The sequence below is a fragment of the Brachyspira hampsonii 30446 genome, assembly GCF_000316195.1.
In the GTDB taxonomy this organism is placed as follows: domain Bacteria; phylum Spirochaetota; class Brachyspiria; order Brachyspirales; family Brachyspiraceae; genus Brachyspira; species Brachyspira hampsonii_C.
On record NZ_JH994110.1, the window covers coordinates 292638 to 318543 of the forward strand.

General features: G+C 24.1%; 18 protein-coding genes and 1 pseudogene. 5 read left to right on the top strand and 14 right to left on the bottom strand.

The features are described 5' to 3' along the window. Positions 1-269: 269 nt before the first annotated feature. Together A966_RS01440 and gatB are read left to right on the top strand one after the other, a co-directional pair. A complete protein-coding gene (locus tag A966_RS01440) occupies positions 270-2216 on the top strand; it encodes a hypothetical protein (RefSeq protein WP_008721752.1) in 1947 nt (648 codons plus the stop codon). 95 nt (positions 2217-2311) lie between these two features. Then, positions 2312-3763, top strand: coding sequence for an Asp-tRNA(Asn)/Glu-tRNA(Gln) amidotransferase subunit GatB (gene gatB / locus A966_RS01445; protein WP_008721755.1), 1452 nt, complete (start codon positions 2312-2314; stop codon positions 3761-3763). A 296-nt stretch (positions 3764-4059) separates the two neighbouring features. On the opposite strand, the pseudogene A966_RS01450 reads toward gatB, so the two are convergent. The 11 genes and pseudogenes from A966_RS01450 to A966_RS01500 all read right to left on the bottom strand — a co-directional run. Beyond that, a pseudogene (locus A966_RS01450) lies at positions 4060-4602 on the bottom strand (class I SAM-dependent methyltransferase); the annotation flags it as partial. 334 nt (positions 4603-4936) lie between these two features. Continuing rightward, entirely contained in the window at positions 4937-6103 is a 1167-nt protein-coding gene (locus A966_RS01455) for a DegT/DnrJ/EryC1/StrS family aminotransferase (RefSeq protein ID WP_008721759.1), read from the bottom strand. Then, complete coding sequence (locus A966_RS01460) at positions 6100-7071, bottom strand: GDP-L-fucose synthase family protein (protein ID WP_008721762.1); 972 nt, start codon at positions 7069-7071, stop codon at positions 6100-6102. Before A966_RS01460 ends, A966_RS01455 begins: the two co-directional genes overlap by 4 nt. A gap of 17 nt (positions 7072-7088) precedes the next feature. Next, positions 7089-7865 (bottom strand): glycosyltransferase family 2 protein, encoded by a 777-nt coding sequence (locus tag A966_RS01465; protein WP_008721763.1) that lies wholly within the window; start codon positions 7863-7865, stop codon positions 7089-7091. Between the two features lie 140 nt (positions 7866-8005). Further along, the gene (locus tag A966_RS13130; protein ID WP_008721765.1) at positions 8006-10735 is read right to left on the bottom strand and encodes a hypothetical protein; all 2730 of its coding nucleotides are present in this window, start codon (positions 10733-10735) and stop codon (positions 8006-8008) included. Between the two features lie 469 nt (positions 10736-11204). Beyond that, positions 11205-11714 (bottom strand): class I SAM-dependent methyltransferase, encoded by a 510-nt coding sequence (locus tag A966_RS01475; RefSeq protein ID WP_081588926.1) that lies wholly within the window; start codon positions 11712-11714, stop codon positions 11205-11207. A 128-nt stretch (positions 11715-11842) separates the two neighbouring features. Beyond that, positions 11843-13117, bottom strand: coding sequence for a glycosyltransferase family 9 protein (locus tag A966_RS01480; RefSeq protein WP_008721768.1), 1275 nt, complete (start codon positions 13115-13117; stop codon positions 11843-11845). 1 nt (position 13118) lies between these two features. Next, positions 13119-13988: a class I SAM-dependent methyltransferase gene (locus tag A966_RS01485; protein WP_008721770.1), complete on the bottom strand. Its 870-nt coding sequence runs from the start codon at positions 13986-13988 to the stop codon at positions 13119-13121. A gap of 9 nt (positions 13989-13997) precedes the next feature. Continuing rightward, positions 13998-14864, bottom strand: coding sequence for a class I SAM-dependent methyltransferase (locus A966_RS01490; RefSeq protein WP_008721772.1), 867 nt, complete (start codon positions 14862-14864; stop codon positions 13998-14000). Positions 14865-14866: 2 nt separating this feature from the next. Further along, on the bottom strand, positions 14867-15712 hold the full coding sequence (locus tag A966_RS01495; protein WP_008721774.1) for a radical SAM/SPASM domain-containing protein: 846 nt from the start codon (positions 15710-15712) through the stop codon (positions 14867-14869). Positions 15713-15743: 31 nt separating this feature from the next. Further along, positions 15744-18503, bottom strand: coding sequence for a hypothetical protein (locus A966_RS01500; RefSeq protein WP_008721776.1), 2760 nt, complete (start codon positions 18501-18503; stop codon positions 15744-15746). Positions 18504-18939: 436 nt separating this feature from the next. Between A966_RS01500 and ade the strand changes: the two genes are divergently transcribed. Beyond that, complete coding sequence (ade, locus tag A966_RS01505) at positions 18940-20670, top strand: adenine deaminase (RefSeq protein WP_008721778.1); 1731 nt, start codon at positions 18940-18942, stop codon at positions 20668-20670. 282 nt (positions 20671-20952) lie between these two features. Here ade and A966_RS01510 read toward each other — a convergent pair whose 3' ends face one another. From A966_RS01510 to A966_RS13135, 3 genes are all read right to left on the bottom strand, one after another. Next, positions 20953-21441, bottom strand: a complete 489-nt coding sequence (locus A966_RS01510) for a DUF4234 domain-containing protein (protein WP_008721780.1) — start codon at positions 21439-21441, stop codon at positions 20953-20955. Between the two features lie 19 nt (positions 21442-21460). Continuing rightward, a complete protein-coding gene (locus tag A966_RS01515; RefSeq protein WP_008721782.1) occupies positions 21461-22201 on the bottom strand; it encodes a PP2C family serine/threonine-protein phosphatase in 741 nt (246 codons plus the stop codon). A gap of 421 nt (positions 22202-22622) precedes the next feature. Next, a complete protein-coding gene (locus tag A966_RS13135) occupies positions 22623-23063 on the bottom strand; it encodes a hypothetical protein (protein WP_008721784.1) in 441 nt (146 codons plus the stop codon). Positions 23064-23674: 611 nt separating this feature from the next. Here A966_RS13135 and A966_RS01525 point away from each other — a divergent pair. Together A966_RS01525 and A966_RS01530 are read left to right on the top strand one after the other, a co-directional pair. Further along, a complete protein-coding gene (locus A966_RS01525) occupies positions 23675-25036 on the top strand; it encodes an aspartate kinase (RefSeq protein WP_008721787.1) in 1362 nt (453 codons plus the stop codon). Between the two features lie 144 nt (positions 25037-25180). Next, positions 25181-25582, top strand: coding sequence for a DUF4234 domain-containing protein (locus A966_RS01530; protein WP_008721789.1), 402 nt, complete (start codon positions 25181-25183; stop codon positions 25580-25582). The last annotated feature ends 324 nt before the right edge of the window (positions 25583-25906 follow it).

Consider the following 25906-nt stretch of genomic DNA (forward strand, 5'->3'; position numbering starts at 1 on the left):
CATAAAGGCGAACAATTTTTATTAGCAATAATGATAGAGTATAACAATAACAAGCGAGCTGAAGCAGCCAGTAACTTTAGTTGCCGGCTTATAATAGCGAAGGCGAGTATAACAATAACAAGCGAGCCGAAGCAGCCAGTAACTTTAGTTGCCGGCTTATAATAGCGAAGGCGAGTATAACAATAACAAGCGAGCCGAAGCAGCCAGTAACTTTAGTTGCTGGCTTATAATAGCGAAGGCGAGTATAACAATAATAGGAGACTAACTATATGAATAAAAAAGAATTATATTATGATTTTAATAAAGAAGTAGTATCTGAATATATAAAGTTATTTTATACTTTTGGTAATAATGGTGATTTTAATAAAAAAAATGTTGAAGAGTGGAAAAAAGGATTTGAAATTATAAAAGATAAATACCTAAATGAAGAATTAGCATTGTGTGATTTTTTGCAGATAATTAATTTAGTATATAAACTGCTTTTTTATCATTTTTATGATCCTAATTTTTATGATAATTACTCATATCTACTGCCTGCACTAATAGATATAAAAAAATATAAGGAAAATAAAAAAGAAAAAATAGATGTTAATATATATGAATTATTAGTATATATATGCCGCAGCAGATATGATGATCCAATAATTACTGTAAAATTATTGTGCGAGTCTCTAGAAAATTATCCTGATAATAAATATATATTATCTATGTCGCTTGATTCTTTTATTAATGAGGAAAAAGCTGTTAATATAATAGAAAGTTCTAATTACGATGATATTGATAAAATAGGGTTGGTGTATCATATAATATTTTATTATTATAGAAAAGATAAAGATAAATATAACTCTAAAATAAAAGAATATTGCAATTTTTTGATTGAAACAATAAAGCCTTATAAATATTATCATTTTTATTTGAGTAAATATTGCAATGAAGAAGAAATAAGATGGCATATATATCATTGGAAATACGAAAATTATTTGTTAACAACTGCCAACTTAGAAGAATATGAAAGATTATATTCTTCGCTATTTTGTAATGATGAAGAAGAACAAATTAAGAAATATGAAAAAATAATTAAAGGCAGCACATTAGATGAAGAGGAATTTACAAATGCAATATTAAGTTTATCAAGTTTATATCTAAGAAAAAATAGATATGATGATGCATATATGTTATTAATTAAATATTATGATAATAAAGAAATAAATATTTCGTATAATTTTTCATATAGAATATTATTTGGAAAATCTATTTATAAATCTAAAGGAGAAAATGATATTTCAGGAAGAGATGCCTGTCACTGGTATAATTCAGCTATAGAAAGAATAAATTATTGCAGAGATAAAAAATATGCTATTAAAACTATGATAAATACTATATGGGAAGTAAATGAAATGGAGAAAAAAGGACATGCTCCTTTAGGATATTCTAAATTATTATTAAAAAATTTATATTATAGCCATTGGTATGATATCTGTTTTCAATACTTTGGATATAAATTATCTTATGAAATAGGGGATTATAATACTTGTATTAATATAATATCGGATTTTAAAAATTCTGATATTTATAAGAAAATATTATTAAGAAAGGAAGATAAATTTGAGCTTAATTTTACTAAATATATGATTAACTCAATTCATAATTTGAATACTGATAATATAAATGAGTTAAATAAAATATTTGAAGAGGAAGATTTTTCTGTATATAAAAATATTTTAATAGACTTAATAAATAAAAGAGCAGAAACTGAATTATTAAATTATGATATTGAAATATTAAATAAAGAAGTATTAATAGAATTATACAGGATTATGAGTATCTTAAGAAAAGATATTATTATAAGAGAATTATTTGATTTTGTGGAATCAGCAGAGGACTGTTTAAATGAAGTAAATAAATGGAAAAATACTAAATTAGAAAAAGTAAATTATTTTGAAAAAGAATATACTTTATGCTATCATTACAGATCATATCAGATAAATAAAAAAATGCCTGATAATTATATAGCTGTTAGTCAGATTAGAAACACTTTAACTCATAGAATAAATGAAAATAAAGGAATAGAAAATTTTATAAAGCATAAAAAAGATGCCCTTAACTTTATAGATTTACATTTTCAAAGTATAGTAAAATGTTTATTTGATATAATTATAAATCATAATATTTTATCATTAGAACATTTTAGAAGCGATGAGTTTTTGGGTAAATGATTTTTTAATTTTTGCTGTACTTGAAAAAAAATACAAATTCATATAAAATAAACATAATATTTTTTAAAATTACTTTATAATTAGGATTAATTAATATGGAATATGAAGCAGTCATAGGATTAGAAGTGCATGTTCAGCTTAATACTAAAACTAAAGCATTCTGTTCATGCCCAAATACTTTCGGTGCTCCTGCAAACACTCTTACTTGTCCAAGATGTCAGGCTCACCCAGGTACTTTGCCTATAGTTAATAAAGAAATGGTGCATAAGACTATTAAAGCAGGGCTTGCTACTAACTGCACTATTCAAAAGAAAAGCAGATTTGCAAGAAAACATTATTTTTACCCAGATTTGCCTTCCTACTATCAGATTACTCAAATGGACGAACCTATTTGTACAGAAGGTCATCTTGATATTACTGTACTTAATGATGACGGCTCTTCCTATAATAAAAGCGTAAGAATAAACAGAATACACATGGAAGAAGATGCAGGTAAACTTGTACATGATGATACAGGAAGACCTTTAAGCTATGTAGATTTAAACCGCGCAGGCTGTTGTTTGATAGAATGCGTAAGCGAACCGGATATTTCTACAGGAGAAGAGGCTTATCAATATTTAACAGAGCTTAAAAAAATATTCAAATACATTGATGTTTCTGACTGTAATATGGAAGAAGGTTCTTTGAGATGCGATGCCAATGTTTCAATTCGTCCTAAAGGAAGCAAAGAACTAGGAGTTAAAACTGAAGTAAAAAACATGAACAGTTTTAGAAATGTAAGACTTGCTATTGACTATGAGATTAAAAGACAAATAAAAGCTCTAAACAATGGAGAGAAAATCTTACAAGAGACAAGACTTTATGATGCTAAAGAGAACACTACTAAAGGTATGCGTTCAAAAGAAGGTGCTGCAGATTACAGATATTTCCCAGACCCTGATATACCTCTTTTAGTGCTTCAAGATGAAGAGATTGAAAATGCTAAAAAAGAGCTTCCAGAACTTCCGCAGCAAAAACGCGAAAGACTTAAAAAAGATTATGATTTACCAGATCAGGATATAGTAGTTCTTACAGAAGATGCTGCTTTAGCCGACTATTATGAGGCAGCTGTTAAAGCATATCCTAAACAGCCAAAAAAAATAAGCAACTGGATAATGGTTGAAGTTAATGCATACCTAAATAAAAAGCTTCTTACTATTAAAGATTTCAAACCAAAACCAGAACATATTGCTGAAATCTTCAAACTTATAGATGAAGGTATTATAAGCGGTAAAATAGCCAAAGAGATTTTTGAAGATATGTGCGAAACAGGTGAGGCTCCTTCTGCTATAGTAGAGAAAAAAGGCATTAAACAAGTTAGTGATACAGGAGAGCTTGAAACAATAATCAGAAAAGTTTTAGAAGAAAATCCTAAATCAGTTGCTGACTTCAAAGCAGGTAAAGAAAAATCATTCGGATTCTTAGTAGGTCAGACTATGAAAGCTACTAAAGGTCAGGGCAACCCTAAACTTGTTAATGAAGTTTTAAGAAAAATTTTAAGCGAATAATTAAATTAAAATTAATAAATAAAGCCTAGCTATTATTCAATATCTAGGCTTTTATTTTAGTATTTTTAAACTTTATATATTTTAAATCTATATAATATAATACTATAAAATATTAACACATAATCAAAGTCAATATTATAACATCAAAAGTTTTTAATTTTTATAATAAATATCTATATTTGTTTGAATTATTGTTATATAATATTACAAATAACATATGTGACAAATTTGAATATTTTTATACAAAATTTTATTTAATTTTGCAAATAGCTAACAAACTAGAACCAAATGGTAAATTAAATTTTTAAGTAAGATTTCTCTATATGAAAAATACCGTATAAAATAGTATTAGTTAATTTTGATTCACCATATTCAAATTTTTTTCTATTAAATACTTTATCTATGATTCTTACCAAAGCAAATAATGGAAATAGAAAAAAGTTCATATATGATAATTTTTGTATTTCTAATCCATTATCTTCTAAAACTTTTCTTAATGTTTTTGAATTATATCTTCTATAATGACCATAAAATATATCGGAATTACTAAATAACCATTGATATGCAGGCACTGTAATTATAATTGTTCCTTCAGACTTTATTAACCTTTTTACCTCTTGTAAAAATTTCTTTTCATCTTCAATATGTTCCATGACATCTAAAAAAGTAATTATATCAAAACTATTATCTGAAAAATTATTATCAAAAATATATATATTTAAAATATTATTAAACTTTGGCTTTGAATAATCAAATTTTTCTATACCAATAGCTTTATTAACATATTTACAAGCATCTTTTAATAAATGTCCGTTTCCACATCCAATATCTAGTAAACAGCAATTATTACTATCGTTTTATTATATCAGTAACTATTTCTCGCCTAACTCTAAACCACCATGGATTATCTTCTAAGTCATCTATATCATTATATGCTTTATCTTCCATATAAAAATCCAAATAATAATTTTTTATATATGATATAACGAAAATCACATATTATTTTTTAGAATATTAGTATACATTGTAATTATTATAATTTTTTTATTTTATAAGTATTATACTTTAAGGCAGAAAAATAACAATTACTTTTTTACATTATAATAACCTATAGCAACTTTTATTAATTGAAATATTATTTGAAAATTATATAGAAAACTTATTTTTACTATTTTATTTAAACTCCATTAATATTTTTTCTAAATAATCTATTTTATCTCTTATATCAAAGTGATGATTTCCTACAAAAAATCCATTTTTATCTAGTAATTCAGCATTGTGAACATTTTCAAATATTTCATAATCAAAGTATTTAATGACTTCATTTTTTAAGAAATTACCGCTAACTATTGGACGAACTTCTATATTATTTGATATAAGTTTATTTATAATATCTTTTCTTGAAATACCTGAATTATCTTTTATAATAAAAGAAAATCCAAACCAACTAGACTTTTCTATTTCTTTTTGTATGATAAACCTTTTATCATTACTAAATTTATTAGTAAAATAAGCGGCGTTTTTTCTTCGTTCAGTTATAAAATTCGGTAATTTTTTTAATTGTTCTATTCCTATAGCACCGCTCATTTCAATGGGTCTTACATTATATCCTGGCAAAATAAACCTAAAGCTTTCTTCAAATGGATTATCTGATTTGATACATAATTTATTATTTTTAGGAAGCTGTCTAGTCCAGCCATGTGCTCTTAAACAAAGAAGTATATGATAAAGTTCCTCATTATCCGTAACTATTACTCCGCCTTCCATTGTGGTCATATGATGTGAAAAGAAAGTTGAATATGTCCCCATAATACCAAAAGTCCCTAATTGTTTTCCATAATATACAGCACCTAAAGATTCACAATTATCTTCTAATAATATTATATTTTTATTTGCTATAATTTTATTTATAGAATTAAAATCATTTGGATTCCCAAGTAAATTTACTGCTAATATTATTTTAGTTTTATCTGTAACAGCTTTTTCCAATTGAGTTATATTGAAATTTAATGTATTAATATCTATATCTATAAATTTTAATTTTAATCCATATTGTTTTAATGGCATATAAGTAGTTGACCAAGATACGGCAGGAACAATAACCTCATCTCCTCTTTTTATGTTAAATGTTTTAGAATAAAACAAAGAAGCTATCATTAATAAATTTGCTGAAGATCCTGAATTTACCATAACAGCATATTTGCTTCCTACATATTGGGAAAACATTTCTTCAAACTTATATACATTTTCTCCCATTGTATACATATCTGAATCTATAATTTTTTTTATTGCTTCTTTTTCTTTTTCATCCCAACTTAAAGTTGCTAATTCATATTTCATAACAAATCATTCCTAATTATATTTTTTCTTAAATTATTTTTATTTAAATTATCTATATAATTTTTATATGTTAATTTTAATCCATCTTCAAATGATGTTTTTGGTTTCCAACCCATACTTAAAATAAAATCACTATTTAGTACTTTTCTTTTCATACCATTTGGATATGAAGTATCAAATTTTATATTTCCTTTATAATCTATAACTTTTGCGATAATTTTTGCTAATTCATATATGCTATATTCATAATTGGCTCCAACATGTACATTTCTTTCACCATCATAATTATTCATCAAAAATATACATGCATCAGCAAAGTCATCAGTATATGTAAATTCTCTTAAAGGTGTTCCATCACCCCATACAGTAACTTCATTAATATTTTTTATTTTAGCTTCATGAAATCTTTTTATTAGAGAAGAAACTACATGGGAATTATTATCATCATAATTATCATTTATACCATATAAGTTTGATGGTATACAAGATATAAAATTAACTCCATATTCTCTGCGGTAATATGAGGTTAAATAAACACCTGTAACTTTTGCTAAAGCATATCCTTCGTTAGTGTCTTCCAATCTTCCTGACATTAAATACTCTTCTTCTATAGGTTGTTTACATTCTTTTGGATATATACATGAACTTCCTAAATATAATAGTTTTTTAACATTATATTTATGAGATAAAGCTAAAACATTTATAGCCATTAATATGTTATTTTGGGTGAATTCAACAGGGTATTTTTTATTTGCCATTATGCCGCCTACTGTACCTGCACACATAAACACATAATCTGGTTTTTCTGATTCAAATAATTCTAATGTATCATTATAATTACACAAATTTATTTCAGATGATGTTCTCAATACTAAATTATTAAATCCATTTTCTTTTAATTTTCTAACAATAGAAGAACCAGCTAATCCTCTATGACCAGCTATATATATTTTATCATCTTTATTCACAATGATTTTCTCCTTTTTTATTTATAGTTATAAATCCCTAATGCTATTTTTATTAATTGAATTATAATTCTTATATTTCCAATTACATTGATTTTAGTTGGTGTTTTTCCTTTTTTTGGATAAACTCTAATTTGAGGTATTTCTATTACTTTATATCCCAATTGCGGTATTCTATTAGACAAATAAAGTAGAAGATCCCAAGTTTGAAATATATCTCTAAATACATTTATTTTTTCATCATCTATTATATCCATTTTATAGCCTCTAAATGAAGACATAATTTCTGTATATTTAAATCCGGAAGACATAGAAATTAATGGGTTTGAGAACAATTTCATTCCTAGCAATCTTAATAGCGGGGTATTTTCATGATGTCCGCCTTTTATGAATCTTGATCCTTGTACAAAGTCATAGCCTTTTTCTAATAGCTCTACAAATTCCATAGTTTGCTCTACATTATTTTTATTATTTCCATCTACAGTAACTATTCCTTTATATTTTTCATCGGATACTTTAGAAAATCCTGCCTTATATGCATTAGCCTGCCCTTTCATTCTTATGGTAAGTACTGCTCTAACTCCTATTTCTTTAAGAAAATCATCATTTATAGATCCGTCAGTACTTCCAGCATCAAGTAAAAATATATCTATTTGCTTTGGTATATCTGCTGTTTTTAACCGATTAAGTTCTATCTTTATTCTTTCACCTTCATTCCAAGTTGGTATTAAAAGGCAATAATCATTTCTCTTACTAAAATATTCTTTATATTCATATTCAGGTACTTGTCTTTCCATTGATTATAATCCTTTTAAAAATTCTTCATTAATTAAATCTATATATAAAGAATAATTTTTATAACTTCCATCACATATAAATACATAACATTTAATATGATAATACATAAAATTTTATTAACCTCATTCATAAATATTTATTATAATTTTTTTGCCAATTTATCATTTATTAATATAAAAGCATTAGTAAAATCTTCATCTTTTATAAATGTAAAATTTCCATTATATCCAAAATTTAATTCCTGCCAAGTTGACATACTAAGCTTATACACAAAATATTTATTTCCATTGACAGAAAAATCATAGTCTAAATATCTCATTCTTGTATCTTCTTTATTATATTCTTTATCTGATATATAATAAAAGTCATAATCATCTCTTAAATATATATTATTAGAAATATCAGTAAGAGGTATAAGAATTCCTCCCTTTATATTATTATCTATACTTGAAATAACATCAGAATTGTGACTTATAATCGAATTTGTATTAGCTATAGAAGTATATGATAATGAATTGTTTTTTATTTCTACCTGCTTAATTAATCTTTTTAGCATCTGCACATTCCTAGACCAATAAGATACACTATCCCAACTCTCATCTGTAGTATAAGCCATATCCATTATATCTGCTATCATATAAGCATTAAATCCATAAAACGCAAGTTTCCATTCCCATTCACCTTGAGTGTATACATATGCACTTTTATCCACAAATTGATTTTGAACTAATTTAGAATTATATTCATTAAATCTATTTATATTTACTACAGAATATATAGATAATATAAATATAAGTAATATTAATAATAATTTTTTACATTTTAATGAATCTAAAATAGTTTTATAAAAAATGAAAAATGATATAATATACATTGTATTTGATAATATAATATCTTTTTCATCATTTCTCATAAATTGATCTAAGAATAATGAAAGAAATATCAACAATATTGATAAGATGATTTTTAAAATGTTTACATTTTTAACTAAAAATATTAATTTTATTATATATTTATAAAAAATATTAAAATATCTTATAAATATAAATGATAAAACTACAATAGATATTAATGCTATTATTAAATAATAATTATTTATACCCATAAACATTATTGTTGAACCGCCGCCATATGAAAACAAATAAGCGTAAATAATAGAATTAAGTTTTTCAGGAAGTAAAAGTGATAAAAATACTATAGAAGAAAATGAAAATAAATATATAAGTGAATTATATATAAATACTTTTATCTTGTATGATATATAAATTTTATTTTTATTTATTAAATATATGAATATAAACAATACTAGCAAAATCAATGGAAAAATACTTAAACTTAATATAAGTTTGACTGGCTGTTCATAAATAATGTGGTTAAAAGCAGTATTTAATAATTTATTTTGTGAATAAATTATTATAGATATACTCATTAATATAGAAAATATAATCAAACTAAATAATATTTTTAATGGAATAGAAAAATTTACATTATTGTCATTATTATATATATAATATTTATCAAAATTAAATACAATATATATAAAATATAAAAATACTATATAAAATATAAACATTATTTTAGTAAATAAAGCAAAACCAATAAATATACCAGATAGTATTATATATATTCTATGTTTTTTAGAATCAATATTAATTTCTGAAGCTAATAAAATAAAATATAATGATATTAAAGGATAAAATAAACCATTAGTTTCAAATCTTATTGTATTATATATAAATGTAGTATGTATTATGATTGATAATGATATTAAAAATAAAAAACTCATTATATATAAAATTATTTTTTTATTTGTATAATTATGTATTTTCATTATTTTTACTATATTGATAAATAAAAATACTATAAATATTAAAAATAATATTTGCTGAACTAATAATATATATTCAGATAATTCTACAAAAGATAGATATGGATTTAAACTATTTTTTAATCCTGATATATTAACAATACTTACTAAATTGAATAATTTTGCAAATGGTATAAATAAATATTTATACAATAAGAAAAAAATAAAATTTGAACCTAAAAAGTGTTCAGGCATAATATTACTTAATGCTAATAATATATCATTAGTAAACAATTTTGTAGAATCCCAAGAATAATAATATGGGAAAGAATAACCTATAAACTGATATATTATTATAATAAAAGGAAAAAAAACAGCAAAACTTATTATATATTCTCTATGTATGCTTATACTATCACTAACAGTATTAAACATATTAAAAATACTATGTACTGCATTCTTGAATAACAATTTTATTACGATTTTTTCTAAACAAGCATTTATAGCAGATAGTATTTTTTTTAAACAAAAAACTATAAACAAAAATAATATTATATAAGCTATGACTATATATATTATTAATCTTGTATTTAATAGTAAAGTATAACTAATATTATCTATTCTTTCATTATAATCTAATTTTTTATCTGATATTAATGTACCAAAAGGGCTTCCTTTTTCATCAATTTTTATTTCTTTAATAAAATTATTATCTGTTAGAATTTTATCTGTATTAGGATAAACTCTATATAAATCGCTATGTTTAAAAACTTTACTATAATATCCAATCTTGAAGCCATAACTATAACTTGTAATAGATTTATTTGTAAATATATAATTAGTAAGAGCATCATTGTCTAATATATTATCTACAGTAAACAGATTTTTAGTTTCTTCCAGATTCAACCCATTAATTTCTAAAATATTATCTATATTCAAGTTAAAATCTGATAAATATCCTGTTCTTTTAATTGTTCCCAATAAATAAAAAGTTACTAAAAATAAAATGATAATTAATAATAAAAAAATATATATTTTTATTATTAAATTTTTATTTTTCATAAGTTACTCCGTTTGTTTGTTTGTTTGTTTGTTTGTTTGTTTGTTTGTTTGTTTGTTTGTTTGTTTGTTTGTTTTCATAAAAATTTCCTATATTTGAGATATTATATCATAATATAATAAATTTGCAAATTACAGAATTAATTTTCTATAAAAATGTAAAATTTAATAAATATATTAATTATAAAATAATGTGTAATTTTACAACAATTTTCTTTTAGATTATATTTATGATATGAGATTTATTATAGAATTCATTAATTTAAAATATATATCTGTATTATGTATAGATTTGTTGGTAAATCATTTTATTCTTAAGAAGACTATTTATTTTTATCAATATTGTCACTAGAAGAAAAAATAACGACTCTAGCACAGCTCAATCTTTTTAATATAGATCTATTTTCAAATATTGGAGATATAAAGTTTAAAAAAGCAGCGAACCAATTTGGACAAAACATAGGAATAATATCTATGTATTTATAACTAATAACTTTTTTACCTGCATTATTAATCCATTTTTTAACCTGCCAAGTGTAAATGATCTTTCATTATGCTCTCTATGATATTTCGAAACTTTTTCCAAAATTTTTAATGCAGGTGCATATCCATTATTTTCTATTATGAGGAGATTATCTGAATAATTAGAAGCTATTTCAATAGCCTTTTCAGGATCAGGTAAATGATGTAAAACAACAATAAAAATTACACAGTCAAATTTTTTATTTTCTTCCATTTCATATATATTATCTATTTTAAAATCTATATTTGTTATACCTAATTTTTCCTGTAATTTTTTGGCAGAATATATTGCTTCTTTAGAAGGGTCAGTAGATAATATATTAGTATTTGGATATTTTTGTGCAAATTCTATTGAAAAAGTACCATCACCACATCCTATTTCTAAAATATTTTTACCATTAAAATCATACATTGATAACATAGCATTCATATTTTTTTGTTTGTTAATTTTTTCCGCCATAGAACCATTATGGTATAAGTAAGTTCCGCCTGTATTTTTAACATCTAAATCATATTTATCTACTATGTTTGTTTGTCATAAGAAAAAACACCTATGTATTATAAATTATAAATTGATAATTGTCAATATTATCTTATTACACTTCCCAAATAATAAGAATGATCCACATTTTTTTTATTTTCTATATATTTTTCTTTTTCTGATATTTTTAGTATTTCTATTGATTTCTTATATATTTCATATGGATATATCTTTTGCAAACATATATTATTACCATTACAAGGTGGTTTGGCAGTTAAATATAAACATGGTGAACAATAAACGTTTGCACTCATATAAATTTCTTTATCATAATTAATCATGCCATAATGAAAATATGATCCAGTTCCCCAAATAGATATTATATTAATATTCTGAGCATAAGCAAAATGTAAAGGTCCTGAATCAGTAGTTATAAATAAATCAAATTTATAAAGTAAATAAATAGAAGCATTTAATGAAAATATACCAGCTGTTAAAAATACTTTATATTTAGCAACATCAGAAAGTTTATTATATATTTCTTCTTCTAAGTACTTCTTCTCATTAGGAGCACCTATTAAAAAAATAAATATATTCTTTTCTTTAATTAGAATCAAATTTTCTATAAGCTCAACAAAATAATTCGGAGGATACCTTCTTTCTAATGCCAACTCGCTCGCATTGGCATTAATTCCTATGTATATATCATTTTCTTTTTTTTCTTTTAAGTTTTCTAAAAAATATTTTTCTATTTCTAATTTATTATCTTCTTTGAAATTAAATTCAGGTAATTTTTTATTGTAATTATTACTATTAGTTAGATAATTAGAAATCTGTAAATAAATATCTGTTATATTTTTTTGATTATTAAAGTAAAGCATATGAGTATATATACCAATATGCCAATGAATATCATGTCTAAAAAAACCATATCTGTTTCTAGCACAAGACATTAAAGCCATACAGCTAGAGTATCTGGAATAAACTTCTAAATCTATAAAAGCATCCACTCTTATTTTTAATAATTTTAATACTAATTTAAAAGTGGATATAGCCATACTTATTATTCCACTGTCATCAATAGTTAATACATTATCAACATTTTTTATTATATCAAATATTTTCTTATTTTTTACAGATGTTAAATAATATACATTACAATCGGGAAAAGAATTTTTTATATCTTGAATTATTACTTGTGATCTTACTATACTTCCAAGACCAAGATATTTTGCTATGACAACATTTTTAATATTTTCTTTTGTTATAGTATGATTTCTATTAAGGAATTTACCTATTAATAAACTTATATGATCCAGTATATAAGCACTGCTTCCAAATAATATTCTGTCAACTTTTAGTTTAAAATCTAAAGAAAACATATTAAACCTTTTTAAGTATAACTAATGACTCTCCCAATTTAATATTAAATCTTAAATTATTAATTATAGGTATATAATTTACTATATTAAATAATTGAGTTATAGGAAATAATTTATAAACATTAAATTGATTTCTCATATATTTTATTGTCATAGTTTTTACAGCTGGCTTCATATATATAATTTCAAATCCTGTATCTTTTGATATTATTTGCATGTTCTTTTTATTAAAGTAGAATAAGTGTTCTAATTTGTATTGTGTCCATTTACTTTTCATAACATTATGAGTAAAAGAATAAGTATCCGGAACAGTTATCATAATATATCCGCCGCCATTATCAACGTTTTTTAATATATCATAACATTTTTTTAGTATATCTAATGGATTTGAGATATGTTCTAATAAATCTGTCATAGTAATTATGTCAAAAAAATTGTTTTTAAATGGGGCATTTTGTAAAATTCCATTGTATATTCTATCATCACCAAATTTTTTCTTTGCTATTGAACTTGAATATTCAGAAAGTTCTACTCCATAAGGTTCAAAACCTAATTTTTTAGCTTCTTCAAGTAAAAATCCGGAGGCGGTACCTATATCTAATATATTTCCATTTTTTTTATAAGGCAATATTTTTTTCAACATATTTCTAAATGTTGATTTTTTCATTAAAGCAACTTCATTATTTTCACCATCTTCCATGCCCCATGCTTTATAATATTCATTAGAATATATTTGTTTTATCTCTTCAAATGTAGGTTGATCATATATAAATTCTAATCCACAATTTGGACAACAAACTATATCTCTATTATTTACAGTTGATTTTATTTCCATTTCTCCTTCATAATCACATAAATAACATTTATACATATAAACCTCTTAAAGTATTTTTAAAATTACAATAAAATCTCCTGTTAAAATAGGAAATCTCATTTTTCCAATAATTGGAACATATCTAAATAAACTAATTAATTTTGAAATATTATTACTACTTCTATTTAACTGATTACATATATAATCTAATCTCATAATCTTTATTAGTGATGAATAGTGAATTATTTCAAAACCTACTATACTGCATATTTTTTTTATGCTTTGTAAATTAAAATAAAATAAATGTTCAGAGTTATAATGATGCCATTTACTACCCATTATTTTTCTACTAAAAGAATCTGTGTTAGGAGTAGTTATCAAAATGTACCCCCCCCCCGTACTATTTAAAATATTTTTTGCATATTTTAATGTTTCTATTGGGTTTCTAACATGTTCTATTACATCAATCATAGTTATCACATTAAAAAAATTTTTATTAAAATTTGAAGTTTCCAATGTTCCATTATATATCCTATCACTTCCTATTCTTTTTTTAGCTATACTGCTTGCATATTCAGATATTTCTATTCCATAAGGTTCAAATCCAAGAAGTTTTGCTTCTTCTAATAATAATCCACTGGAACATCCTATATCAAGTAAATTTCCATAATTACAATATGGTAATATTTTTTTTAAAACATTATTAAAAGTTTTTCTCTTCATCAATGTTATAGGATTTTCCTCTGCCCCATTGTCAAAACTGCAAGTAGGATAATTTTTACCAGAATAAATTTTATTTAATTCTTCATCGCTTGTTTGAGGATACATAAATTCTAATGTACAATTAGGACATAAAAGTATATTATTTCCATTCACAATAGATTTTACTTTCATTTCTCCTTCATAACCGCATAATTTACATATATTATACATAATTATTCCCTTTCCAAACATTTCTTACAAATAGGAAGTTCAACTATATTATCTCTTAAAAGTTTTACTCTTAAATCATTATATGAATTCCATATCTCTAATATACTTTTCTCCATTACATTTCCCATTATATATTTCTTGAAATAATCCTGACAGCAAAGGATTATATTACCATCTTTTGAAATCACTAAACTCCTTATTGCTTGACATTTTTTATATACAATTTTCTTTTTTTTGGGATCTATTTCTACACTACCGCCTCTATTTTCCAAAAATAGATCATTTGAAGTTTGAAGTCTCATTTTTTCTTTTAAAAATTCTTTTACAGGTTTTAATCTCTCTAGATTTCTCTCTGGATTTTTATCATGAACTGTTATTAAAAATTTATCTACACCAGCTTCTACTAATTCCTTAGCTTTTTCAACATTAAGCAAATCACCATTGCTTATTAATAATTGAGTAACTTCTGGTAATTCTTTATGTACATATTTTGTAAATTCAACCAATCTATCATCAAATAATGGTTCATTATATAAACTTAAATACAATACTCCAGAATATTTAACATCTTTTAAATCAGAAATTATTTTTTTAAATATTTCCCAAGACATAAACTCTTTAGGTGTTTCATAATCTTTATTTGGACAATAATCACATTTCCTATTACAATAAGTAGAAATTTCAATAGCTACATTATGAAAGAAATATCTGTCTTTACGTTTTATTAAATCAACATATTCTGAAAATTTCTTATATCCATCATAAGTAATGCGTCTATATAAATAAGGGCTTATTTTTTCTAATTTAGTTAGAAAATATTTATCTAAAAACATTTTAATTTTTTTCATTGATACTCCATAATTAATTTAAATATTATATCTATTTTTTATATTTAAATCTATATATAAAAAATGATACTAAAGATAATATTGATATAATAACCACAGGCGATATATATCTATATATTCCTGATGTAGAAAATAAACAAACTATAACTGCAGTAGCGAATGCTGAAAAAGCAAGAGAAAAGCTTAACAATAAAAAGTCATCTCTTAATCCTGATCTAAATAACCAAATAAAACCTGTAATAAAAAATAATGCTATGGATAAAATAACAGAATAAAATGGCCTAATATATATTTTATTATTATATAAAAACGAATAAATATTATATTTAATAGGACTTAACTTAATTCCTACATCGTCAGTAAAAATTTTCTTATAAGTATCTGTTATACCATAACCATAACTCTGAATAGAATTTTGATCTACATGAATGAACATTTCTGTATATACTATAGCCCAAATAGAAAATTTAACAATGAATTGTATATAGGACTTAGGATGCTTAATAATATATTTTATTAATACTTCCTTTAATTTTTTTTTATCACTATAATTAGAAAATATTATATTATCTCCAATAACTAAATGATCTATTAATCTAGGGCTTTTATATAGTTGAGGTGCAACATCTGAAAATGATTTATCTTCGGCATACCATTCATCAGGTATTAAACTTCCATCATTTGAAAGAACAGCACACCATACTATTTGGTAAAGTATAAGAGGAGCAGGAGCATAACTTTTATTATTATTTTCAGCAAATAAAACAGGAGATATTTTAACAATGGCTATTAATAAAAATGCTATTATAAGCATAATAGAACAAAATTTTAATAGAAAATATTTTTTATTATCAATATTTTTTAAATGTCTATAAACTATAACTATAAATATAGGATAAATAGTAACTATAAAATTATGTCTCCATAAAAGAGCAAATATCAAACTTATATACATAATAACATTTAATATTATATTAAAAATTTTATTTTTTACATCAACAATAATTTGGAATATGAGTATTGAAATGCTAAAAAAGAAAAATAAAGTTGCTGTTATATCTTTCAAATGAGTTATATTAGCAAAAAATATATTAGCCAAAAATGATAAAGCGAAAAGAAGTATTACTAATTTGTTTTTATACTTATAATATAATGATACTATGATAAGCGATAATCCAACATACCATAAAAATAAGTTAATGAAAAATATATAAAAAGTATGATAACCAAATATTTTATATAGAATATGCAAAGTTAACCCTATAATAAAAGGATGCCAATTATTATAAACATTATTTATAGCTTCTGTCATAATTGTGAACGCATCTATATAATTATAATATCCTGGGAAACCTAACCAAAAGTGAAATATAAATAAAACAATACCAACTACAAAAATAAAAATATAGAACAGTTTATTTAAGTTAAATGACATAAAATACATATAAAGTAATATTGCAAGCATTAAAATAAACAATATTAATATATTTGTTATAAATTTGTTTTTCATTTTATAATTAATTTCTAAGATTTGATTATTATCAATCTTATTTTTTGTTGTGAATACAGTATATCCATCTTTGAAATTTAAATTAGTATTTAAGCTCTCTATTAGAATAGATTCTACTTCAGTTATGCCTTTGGGAAATATTAAATATAGACTTCCAAATTCATTAGTATATGATAATATGTTTCTTATATCTGATAAAATTATATTACCATTAGATATATCTTTATTATTTATTTCCTTGTAATTATTTTCTTCATTTAAATACCATGAAACATTTCCGTTACTGCCTAATTGATTAGCAAATATAGTTATTTTATATTTATTTCCTATATATGTAGTCAGTTGTATATTATATTTATATCCATTTGTTTCATGTTTATTGTCTATTATATAGGCATTATTATTTGTATAATAAATATTATCATCATTATACCAAGAACCTTCAGGCTTATTAGTAATTTCTAAAGAATAACCATAATATTTTATATAGTTAGTATTATTAACCTGTATAGAATTATTATTTATAGAAAATAATTTACTATTCTTATAATTTTCTATTTTTGCTTTATAAACATATCCGGCTTTACTTTCTGATATTATATGCAAATCTGTTAGATTAGATTTACGTATTATATTTAAATTTACTATTAAGAATAATATAAAAATTGCAATAAAAATGGAATATGCTATTAATATATAATATTTTTTTTCAAAAAGAAATAATTTTAATTTCTTCCAAAAGTATACAGTACATATTAGTATACAAATAAGACAAACAAATAAAATAAAATATTTTACAAATTTTGCTTTTAATGATAAAGTGTAAACAATATTATCTATTTTTTCATTATATTCCAATGTTTTTTCAGAAATTAAATTTCCAAATGGTCCTCCTTTATCATCCATTGTTACTTCTTTAATAAAGTTATTATCTTTTAGAATTTGAACTGTATTAGGATAAACCACATATATATCACTATGTTTAAAAATTTTGCTATAATATCCTATTTTAAAGCCATATCTATAATTTGTAATGGCTTCATTTGTAAATATATAATTAATAATAGCATCATTATCTAATTTGTCATCTGTAGTAAAGATTTTTTTAGTTTCTTCTACATTTAATCCATTTAATTCTAAAGTTCTATTTATATCAAAAGTGAAATTATATAAATAACCAACTCTTTCTTTAGCTCCTAATATATATAGAATTATAAAAGTTATAATACAAATGATTAGTAATGAAAAATATATTAAAAAAAATAACTTATTATTTTTCATAAATTACTCCATAAAATACAAATGTTGTATTTTTTTGATCAATATATTTTTTGCAATAGTTGTAAATTTGTTTAAGAGAATAAAACTTGAGAAATTGTCGTTTATTATTTGTTGTTTCATAAAATCGCATATGTTAGAGGAATTATATATTAATATAAAAAATAATCAAGTATGAACTGAAAATAACTATATAGATGCCTTTAATATTATAATTTATACTGTTAATTTATATATTTGTAAAATTTTACATGTATTTTGTGCATTACCTGCCAAAGAATATAAATAATAATTTAGATTATTATATTCCTTAGCTCTATTATAGATCATATAATATTATTTTTATCAATAATGAAAGAAATATTTATATAAGTAATTTGAAAATCTAATTATTATTTATTATATTTAAATATATATTTTTTTATTGTAAGGACTATTTATGAATATAGAGAAATTATCAAAGATGATTGAAGTATCAAGCGGTAAGGTTTTATCTGATTTGGTTATAAGAAACTGTAAGGTAGTAGACCCAATATCTTCAGTAATTACGGATGCTGATATTGCTATTGCTGATGACTATATCGTAGGTGTTGGTTCTTATAATGGAAAAGAAGTTATAGATGCTAAAGGCTCTTATGCCACAAGCGGACTAATAGATTCGCATGTGCATATAGAGTCGTCTTTGTGTACACCTGTTAATTTTGCCGAAGCGGTTATTCCTTTCGGCACTACTTTAATTGTAACTGATCCGCATGAAATTGCTAATGTATGCGGTATTGGCGGTATTAAATTTATGATAGAGTCTGCCAAAAAGAGTCCTTTAAAATTTAAGTTTATGCTTTCTTCATGCGTTCCTGCTGTAAGCTTTGAGGATGCAGGTGCAATACTTGATTCTAATATAATAGAAGAGTTTATAAATGATGAAGATATATTCGGACTTGCTGAGATGATGAATGTTCCTGGAGTATTATCACTTGATAGAGATGTACTAAAAAAATTACTTGCGGCAATCAATGCGGATAAGATTATAGACGGGCATGGTGTTATGCTTAGCGGAAAAACTTTGAATGCTTATAGAGCAGCTGGAGTTTATACAGATCATGAATGTGTATCTGCTAAAGATTTAAAGGCAAGAATAGCTAATGGAATGTATGTACTTTTAAGACAGGGATCTGCTGCACAGAATTTAGCTTCACTATTACAGGGAGTTAATCAAAGCAATTCAAGAAGATGTGCTATGTGTACTGATGATAAGCATTTAGACGATATAATGAAATATGGACATATATCTCATAATTTAAAAATAGCAGTAGAGCATGGTCTTGATGTATTTAGTGCAATTGCTATGGCTACTATTAATGCTGCCGAATGCTATAGGCTTAAAAATATTGGTTTGATTGCTTCTGGGTACAAGGCTGATATTGTTTTATTTGATGATTTAAAAGATTTCAAAGTTAATAAAGTTTTTATAGATGGCAAATTGGTTTCAGAAAATGGAAAGTATTTAGTTAAAACAGATAAGGATAATTATAATGATAATATTTTTAATACAGTAAATATTGCTCCTATTACTGTTGATGATATACAGATAAAATTAAAATCAGATGAGGCTAATGTTATAAGAATAGTTAATAAAGATTTGCTTACAGAGAAAAGTGTAAGAATTGTAGGAGTTGAAAACGGATATTTTAAATACAGAAAGAGTGTTGATATATTAAAATTGGTTGTTGTTGAAAGGCATAAGGCTACAGGTAAAATAGGTTTAGGATTAATAGAAAATTACAAATTAAAAAACGGAGCAATAGCAACAAGTGTTTCGCATGACTCTCATAATATAATAGCGGTAGGTGATAATGATGAGGATATAATATTAGCGATAAAAGAAATAGAAAAATGTTCAGGTGCAATTACGGCAGTAAAAAATGGAAAAGTTCTTGATACATTACAATTAAAAATAGCAGGTATTATGTCTGATGATTCTCCTCATAATATAGTACAAAAAATCTATTCTATGCATGAACTTGCCTATAATGAACTTAATGTTAACAGAGAAATAGATCCTTTTATGACTTTATCATTTATGGCTTTGCCTGTTATACCAGAAATTAAACTTACAACGAACGGACTTTTTGATGTTAAAGAGTTTAATTTCATAGATGTAAGTGCATAAGTTATTGATATTTTAATTACCGCACGGTGAGCAGATTTTTTAATATAATAAAAATAGTATTATTAATTAATATATATTTTAAATTTCATTAACCGTGCGTTATATGAATTCCAAATTTTAAAAAAACTTGGGTGGGTGCTAAAAATTCTAATTAATCAGTAAAGAAATAGAAAACAAAATTGAAAATTGAAGTTATAAAAAATAGAGGGCGGGGTATGTAATTAAATTTCATACATTCCGCCGTCTTCTAATTTCTTTTTTATAATAAAATATATAGAACAATTACTGAATATACTTCCAAATATTATTAAGTTTATCCTGCATTATAAGAGAAGAAATATTTACTATAAAAATTAATCCTGTAGGTATAAGGCTAAAGAGATTCATTAAATTCTCTTCTGTTAATGCATTTTCATATAATACCAATGTTAAAAATAAAACATTAATCATAATATTAAAATAATAAATAACAGCAACTAAAATATCTATAATTACAAGAATAATTGTTTTGTCTTCAGTATTATTCATACCAACTTTTAAAGGCATTTCTTTATAAACGATTTTTCCGTACTTATAATACCAATACTTAAAATAAAGTCCGCATGTAATTATTCCAAGAATCAGCTCTAATGCCGGATTCAAATCTTCTCTTTCAGTGAAATCTTTTATTTCAGATGAAGTTTTGTATATCCAATAAAGATAATACCAACCGCAGGTTACGATATTTAAAAGAAAAACTATTGGTATAGGTCTTATAGTACCTTTTTTCATAAATAATCCTAAATTTTTATTATTCAAAAATATTAAATAATGCTAATGCACTTACATTATCACTGCTGTTTTCAGTAATTTTATTAATTTTATTTAATGATTCTTCTGTATTTGAAGAACTCATTATATCATTAATAGCTTTTTCAATATTTTCGTATTCATTTAATAATAATTCAATCATAGAATTAGAAGCTATAAAATAATTATAATTCGGATTTCTTCTTGCACCTTCTATAGTTATATAATGTCCTCCTCCTGCACAAGCACAATTTTCTAAAGCATTACCGCTAATATGATCCCTGCTTATCTGCATTACTCTATTTTTCCCAACGGCAAAGACTTTACAGTCTCCTGCATTAAATACAAAAATACCAGCAAACTTATGATATAAAACCCCAGCAATAGAAGCTCCAGCCATCGATTTTTCTCTATCATCAGCAGAATCCCTAGCTGCTATAACCTCAAGTTTAATAAAATTATGCATTATCCAATTTGATACTTCCTGTTCTCCTACAAGTTCAAGCAAATCTAAAAAATTTTCATTATAAATATATGCAGCCAATTTTGAAGCAAAAGTATCACCAAGTCCGTCAGAAACAAGAGAAATTGCTGTGCCTTCAATATTATTTATATAATGAGAATAGTTATTTTGATTATCTATGATTAATGGATTTCCTGATATTGATTCATTATTAAAGAGTATTGTATCTGTATTTATTTTTGTATTAGTACCTTTTTTAGTAAAAGCAAATATATTCATAGTTATTCCTTATTATCAATAAATATTTATTATTAATAATAAGGTATTATGAAATTTAATCAAGCATTATTTAACTTTCGCATGGTAATCAGATTTTATAGAAAATTATAATTATATTTTTTATTGTATGTATTTGTGAATATAATTCTGCATGCGGTGAATGAATTTTTAATTTATAAAAAACTTGGGCGGGTACTTTAGATTCTAATTAATCAGTAAAGAAATAAAAAATAAAAATTGCAAATTTAAATTATAAATATAGATGTCGGGCGAATGTAATTGAATTTAGAAACTTAATTTATATTAATCTGAACTTCATATTAAAAACAATGACTAAAAAATGTTTTTTATGTATATGTACAGATAAAAAATGCCTAACTAATTATAAATTAATTAGTTAGGCATTTAAATAATAAAAACTTTAAGACTGCTGTTTAGTTAAAGTACCTTTGTAAATTGCACTTTCTTCTGAAGCATTAGGCGAAGTAGTTACCTCTGTAATATCGATATTCGCTGAAGTTGTAGAAGTGAATTTTATATTCATAGTTGCTTTTGCTGTTGTTCCATCAGTATCATTTATTTCTTGATATACAGTATATGATGATTCAGAATCTGCAGTTATTTGTGAAGAAGGTATTTTATAACCATCATTATCAGTAATGGAACCATCGTTATTTATTATTAACTTTGCACCATCCATTCCAGAATCTGCCGGATCAGTTATATTGACTATCCAAGTACCTGCATATTTTGCTATACCAGTTGCTGTTTCTGAGCCTGTTTTATCATTGTTATTGCAGCTTATAAATAAAACACTAGATAAAAATAAAACAAATAAAGTATATGATATTTTTTTGTTCATAATTTAAATAAACTCCTTTTAATTGATTTTTTATTTATATAGAATAGTTTAAATATTATTTTTTAAGCTATATATTATGTACTTATAAAATTTTTGTTTTTTATAACTTAGCTCCATTTATTTTTTTATTAATACCCACTACATATTTTTAAATAAAAAAACTATTCTCTGTGCAATAAGTAAAACAAAAAATTATGAATAAATTTAATAATACAACTTTATTATGCTTGAGAAGTAAGCTTATCATGGATAAATATATTAAATTCACCTTACAATATTCTTTTATAAAAACTTAATTTACATCCCCACCCTTTAAAATTTATAGAATCATTTTGAATTTTAAATTTGTTTATATTTATAGCCTAATTAGAATTTGTAGGCACCCACCCAAGCTATTATTAGAATAAAAATTTTTACATGATATGATGTTTTATTTTTAGAAATCAATACAAATAATCTTTTCCTTAATGTATTTAATTATTTATCTATAATTAATACTTTATTAAAAAATAAAAAACATATATAAAATAATTGAAATAAAAATCATTTTATGTTATTATATATAGTAATTTATTCAATAAATTTTACTAAATACGGAGGATTTTAGCAAGATGAAAGTAGCAAAATTCGGAGGCTCTTCAGTAGCAAATGCCAGCCAGATAAAAAAAGTAGTAGATATAGTATTATCAGATAAAGATAGAAGAATAGTAGTAGTATCTGCCCCAGGAAAAAGACTCAAAGAAGATACAAAGGTAACCGATTTGCTTATTACGCTTGCTGAGACTATCATTGCTGGAAAAGATGGAAAATTAGAATTAAAAATTATTATAGAAAGATTTAAAAATATCATAGATGAACTTTCTCTTTCACATGAACTTTTAGAAGAGATGCAAAATGATATATTAAATAGAATAGCAGAAGATAAATCACTTCCTACAAAGTTTACAGACGGAGTTAAGGCATTAGGTGAAGATTTAAGTGCTAAGGTAATAGCAGCTTATATTAATTCTATAGGAGTTAAAGCTAAATATGTTAATCCTAAGGATGCAGGACTTTTACTTTCTGAAGAATTTGGTAATGCTGCGGTACTAGAAAAATCTTATGCCAATTTGTCTAAATTAAAAGATGAATCTGCTTTGGTAATATTTCCGGGATTTTTTGGATATACAGAAAAAGGCGATGTAGTAACTTTTCCTAGAGGCGGCAGTGATATTACAGGGGCTATTTTGGCTAAAGCAGTTAATGCAGAAGTTTATGAAAACTTTACTGATGTAGACGGTGTTTTTGCGGCAGCTCCTAATATAGTGGATAATCCAAAACTTATAGATGAGTTCACATATAGAGAAATGAGAGAATTAAGCTACGGCGGATTTAATGTTCTTCATGCAGAGGCACTTCAGCCTGTTTATGAAGCCAATATACCTGTACATATACTTAATACTAATAACCCTTCTGCTAAAGGTACTAGAATAGTTGCAAGCAGAAATAAAAGTATTAATCCTGTAGTTGGTGTTTCAGGTGAAGATGATTTCTCTTGTCTTTATGTAAGTAAATATTTGATGAACAGAGAAGTAGGTTTCGGTAGAAAACTTTTAGAGATAATAGAAGATGAAAATATACCTTATCAGCATGCTCCTTCAGGAATAGATAATATTTCTGTAATAGTTAGAAATTCTGCTATTACTCCGGAAAAAGAAAAGCGTATATATGAAAGGGTAAGAGATGAACTTAATGTTGATAATATCTATTTTGAACATGGACTTGCTTTGATAATGCTTGTAGGAGAAGGCATGCAGCAATGTGTAGGTGTTTCTGCTAGGGCTATGCATTCTATGGAAAAATGCAATATCAATATAGAAATGCTTAACCAAGGTATAAGCGAAGTAAGTATTATGATAGGCGTAAAAGATGATGATTTAAATAAAGCTATAAAAAGCATATATAAAACTTTCTTTGAAGATCAAAATTTATAATTATTGCCATATAACTTTTAGTTCATTTAAAGTAATTTGAAATTTAACAATACTTTATAAAATACAATTTTATAAAGTATTGTTTATTTTTAATGAATAATATATAATAAATTCCCTAATAAAAATATATGATGGAGGTTAAAAATGAAAAAAGGTATAGTTAGAAGTGTCCCTATGGTTGTAATTTTAAGTTTGGTGACATGCGGTATTTATTATCTTTATTGGATTTATAAAACTACCGATGAGATAAAAAATTTTATGGAGAGGGAAGATATAAATCCTGCTTTGGAGCTTATACTTGTTTTAGTAACTTGCAATATATATAGTTTATACTGGTATTATAAATATGGTAAAATAGTTTATTTAGAAATGACTGCAAAAGCAGGCATGGATAATAGTGAAGACAGCAGTTCATTATTAGTAATATTAGGCTTTTTAGTTTATGTTGTAGCAGCTGCTATACTTCAGGATAAATTAAATACTATATGGAATAGCATAGATGATACTGAAAATACTACTACATACAATGATATAGAAAGTAATTAATGAAAAAAATTAATTTTATATATTATTAAAGGCTTGCTTTTTATAGCAGGTCTTTATTTTTTTAAATAATTTTTCATTATTTTTTCCGATACTAATTATAAGTATTAGACTTGTTTCAAAACTACTTGACAAATAATTTTATAAGTTTATTATTTTATGTTAAATTAAATAATATTAATTATAATTTAATTAAATGTTTTATATTTTGTATAAACTGTATGTTTAAGCTAGAAAAATGCAGTCATTTTGCTTCTCGCCTGCCGACACCAAAGGTGGACTTCGTCGGCACGCACAGCGAGGCGTACTTCGTATGGGTCACCACCG

Excerpts from the sequence above, each read along its gene's own strand:
- A966_RS01440 (WP_008721752.1), top strand. The coding sequence starts at position 270 with ATGAATAAAAAAGAATTATATTATGATTTTAATAAAGAAGTAGTATCT.
- gatB (WP_008721755.1), top strand. The coding sequence starts at position 2,312 with ATGGAATATGAAGCAGTCATAGGATTAGAAGTGCATGTTCAGCTTAAT.
- A966_RS01455 (WP_008721759.1), bottom strand. The coding sequence starts at position 6,103 with ATGAAATATGAATTAGCAACTTTAAGTTGGGATGAAAAAGAAAAAGAA.
- A966_RS01465 (WP_008721763.1), bottom strand. The coding sequence starts at position 7,865 with ATGGAAAGACAAGTACCTGAATATGAATATAAAGAATATTTTAGTAAG.
- A966_RS13130 (WP_008721765.1), bottom strand. The coding sequence starts at position 10,735 with ATGAAAAATAAAAATTTAATAATAAAAATATATATTTTTTTATTATTA.
- A966_RS01475 (WP_081588926.1), bottom strand. The coding sequence starts at position 11,714 with ATGGCGGAAAAAATTAACAAACAAAAAAATATGAATGCTATGTTATCA.
- A966_RS01480 (WP_008721768.1), bottom strand. The coding sequence starts at position 13,117 with ATGTTTTCTTTAGATTTTAAACTAAAAGTTGACAGAATATTATTTGGA.
- A966_RS01485 (WP_008721770.1), bottom strand. The coding sequence starts at position 13,988 with ATGTATAAATGTTATTTATGTGATTATGAAGGAGAAATGGAAATAAAA.
- A966_RS01490 (WP_008721772.1), bottom strand. The coding sequence starts at position 14,864 with ATGTATAATATATGTAAATTATGCGGTTATGAAGGAGAAATGAAAGTA.
- A966_RS01495 (WP_008721774.1), bottom strand. The coding sequence starts at position 15,712 with ATGAAAAAAATTAAAATGTTTTTAGATAAATATTTTCTAACTAAATTA.
- A966_RS01500 (WP_008721776.1), bottom strand. The coding sequence starts at position 18,503 with ATGAAAAATAATAAGTTATTTTTTTTAATATATTTTTCATTACTAATC.
- ade (WP_008721778.1), top strand. The coding sequence starts at position 18,940 with ATGAATATAGAGAAATTATCAAAGATGATTGAAGTATCAAGCGGTAAG.
- A966_RS01510 (WP_008721780.1), bottom strand. The coding sequence starts at position 21,441 with ATGAAAAAAGGTACTATAAGACCTATACCAATAGTTTTTCTTTTAAAT.
- A966_RS01515 (WP_008721782.1), bottom strand. The coding sequence starts at position 22,201 with ATGAATATATTTGCTTTTACTAAAAAAGGTACTAATACAAAAATAAAT.
- A966_RS13135 (WP_008721784.1), bottom strand. The coding sequence starts at position 23,063 with ATGAACAAAAAAATATCATATACTTTATTTGTTTTATTTTTATCTAGT.
- A966_RS01525 (WP_008721787.1), top strand. The coding sequence starts at position 23,675 with ATGAAAGTAGCAAAATTCGGAGGCTCTTCAGTAGCAAATGCCAGCCAG.
- A966_RS01530 (WP_008721789.1), top strand. The coding sequence starts at position 25,181 with ATGAAAAAAGGTATAGTTAGAAGTGTCCCTATGGTTGTAATTTTAAGT.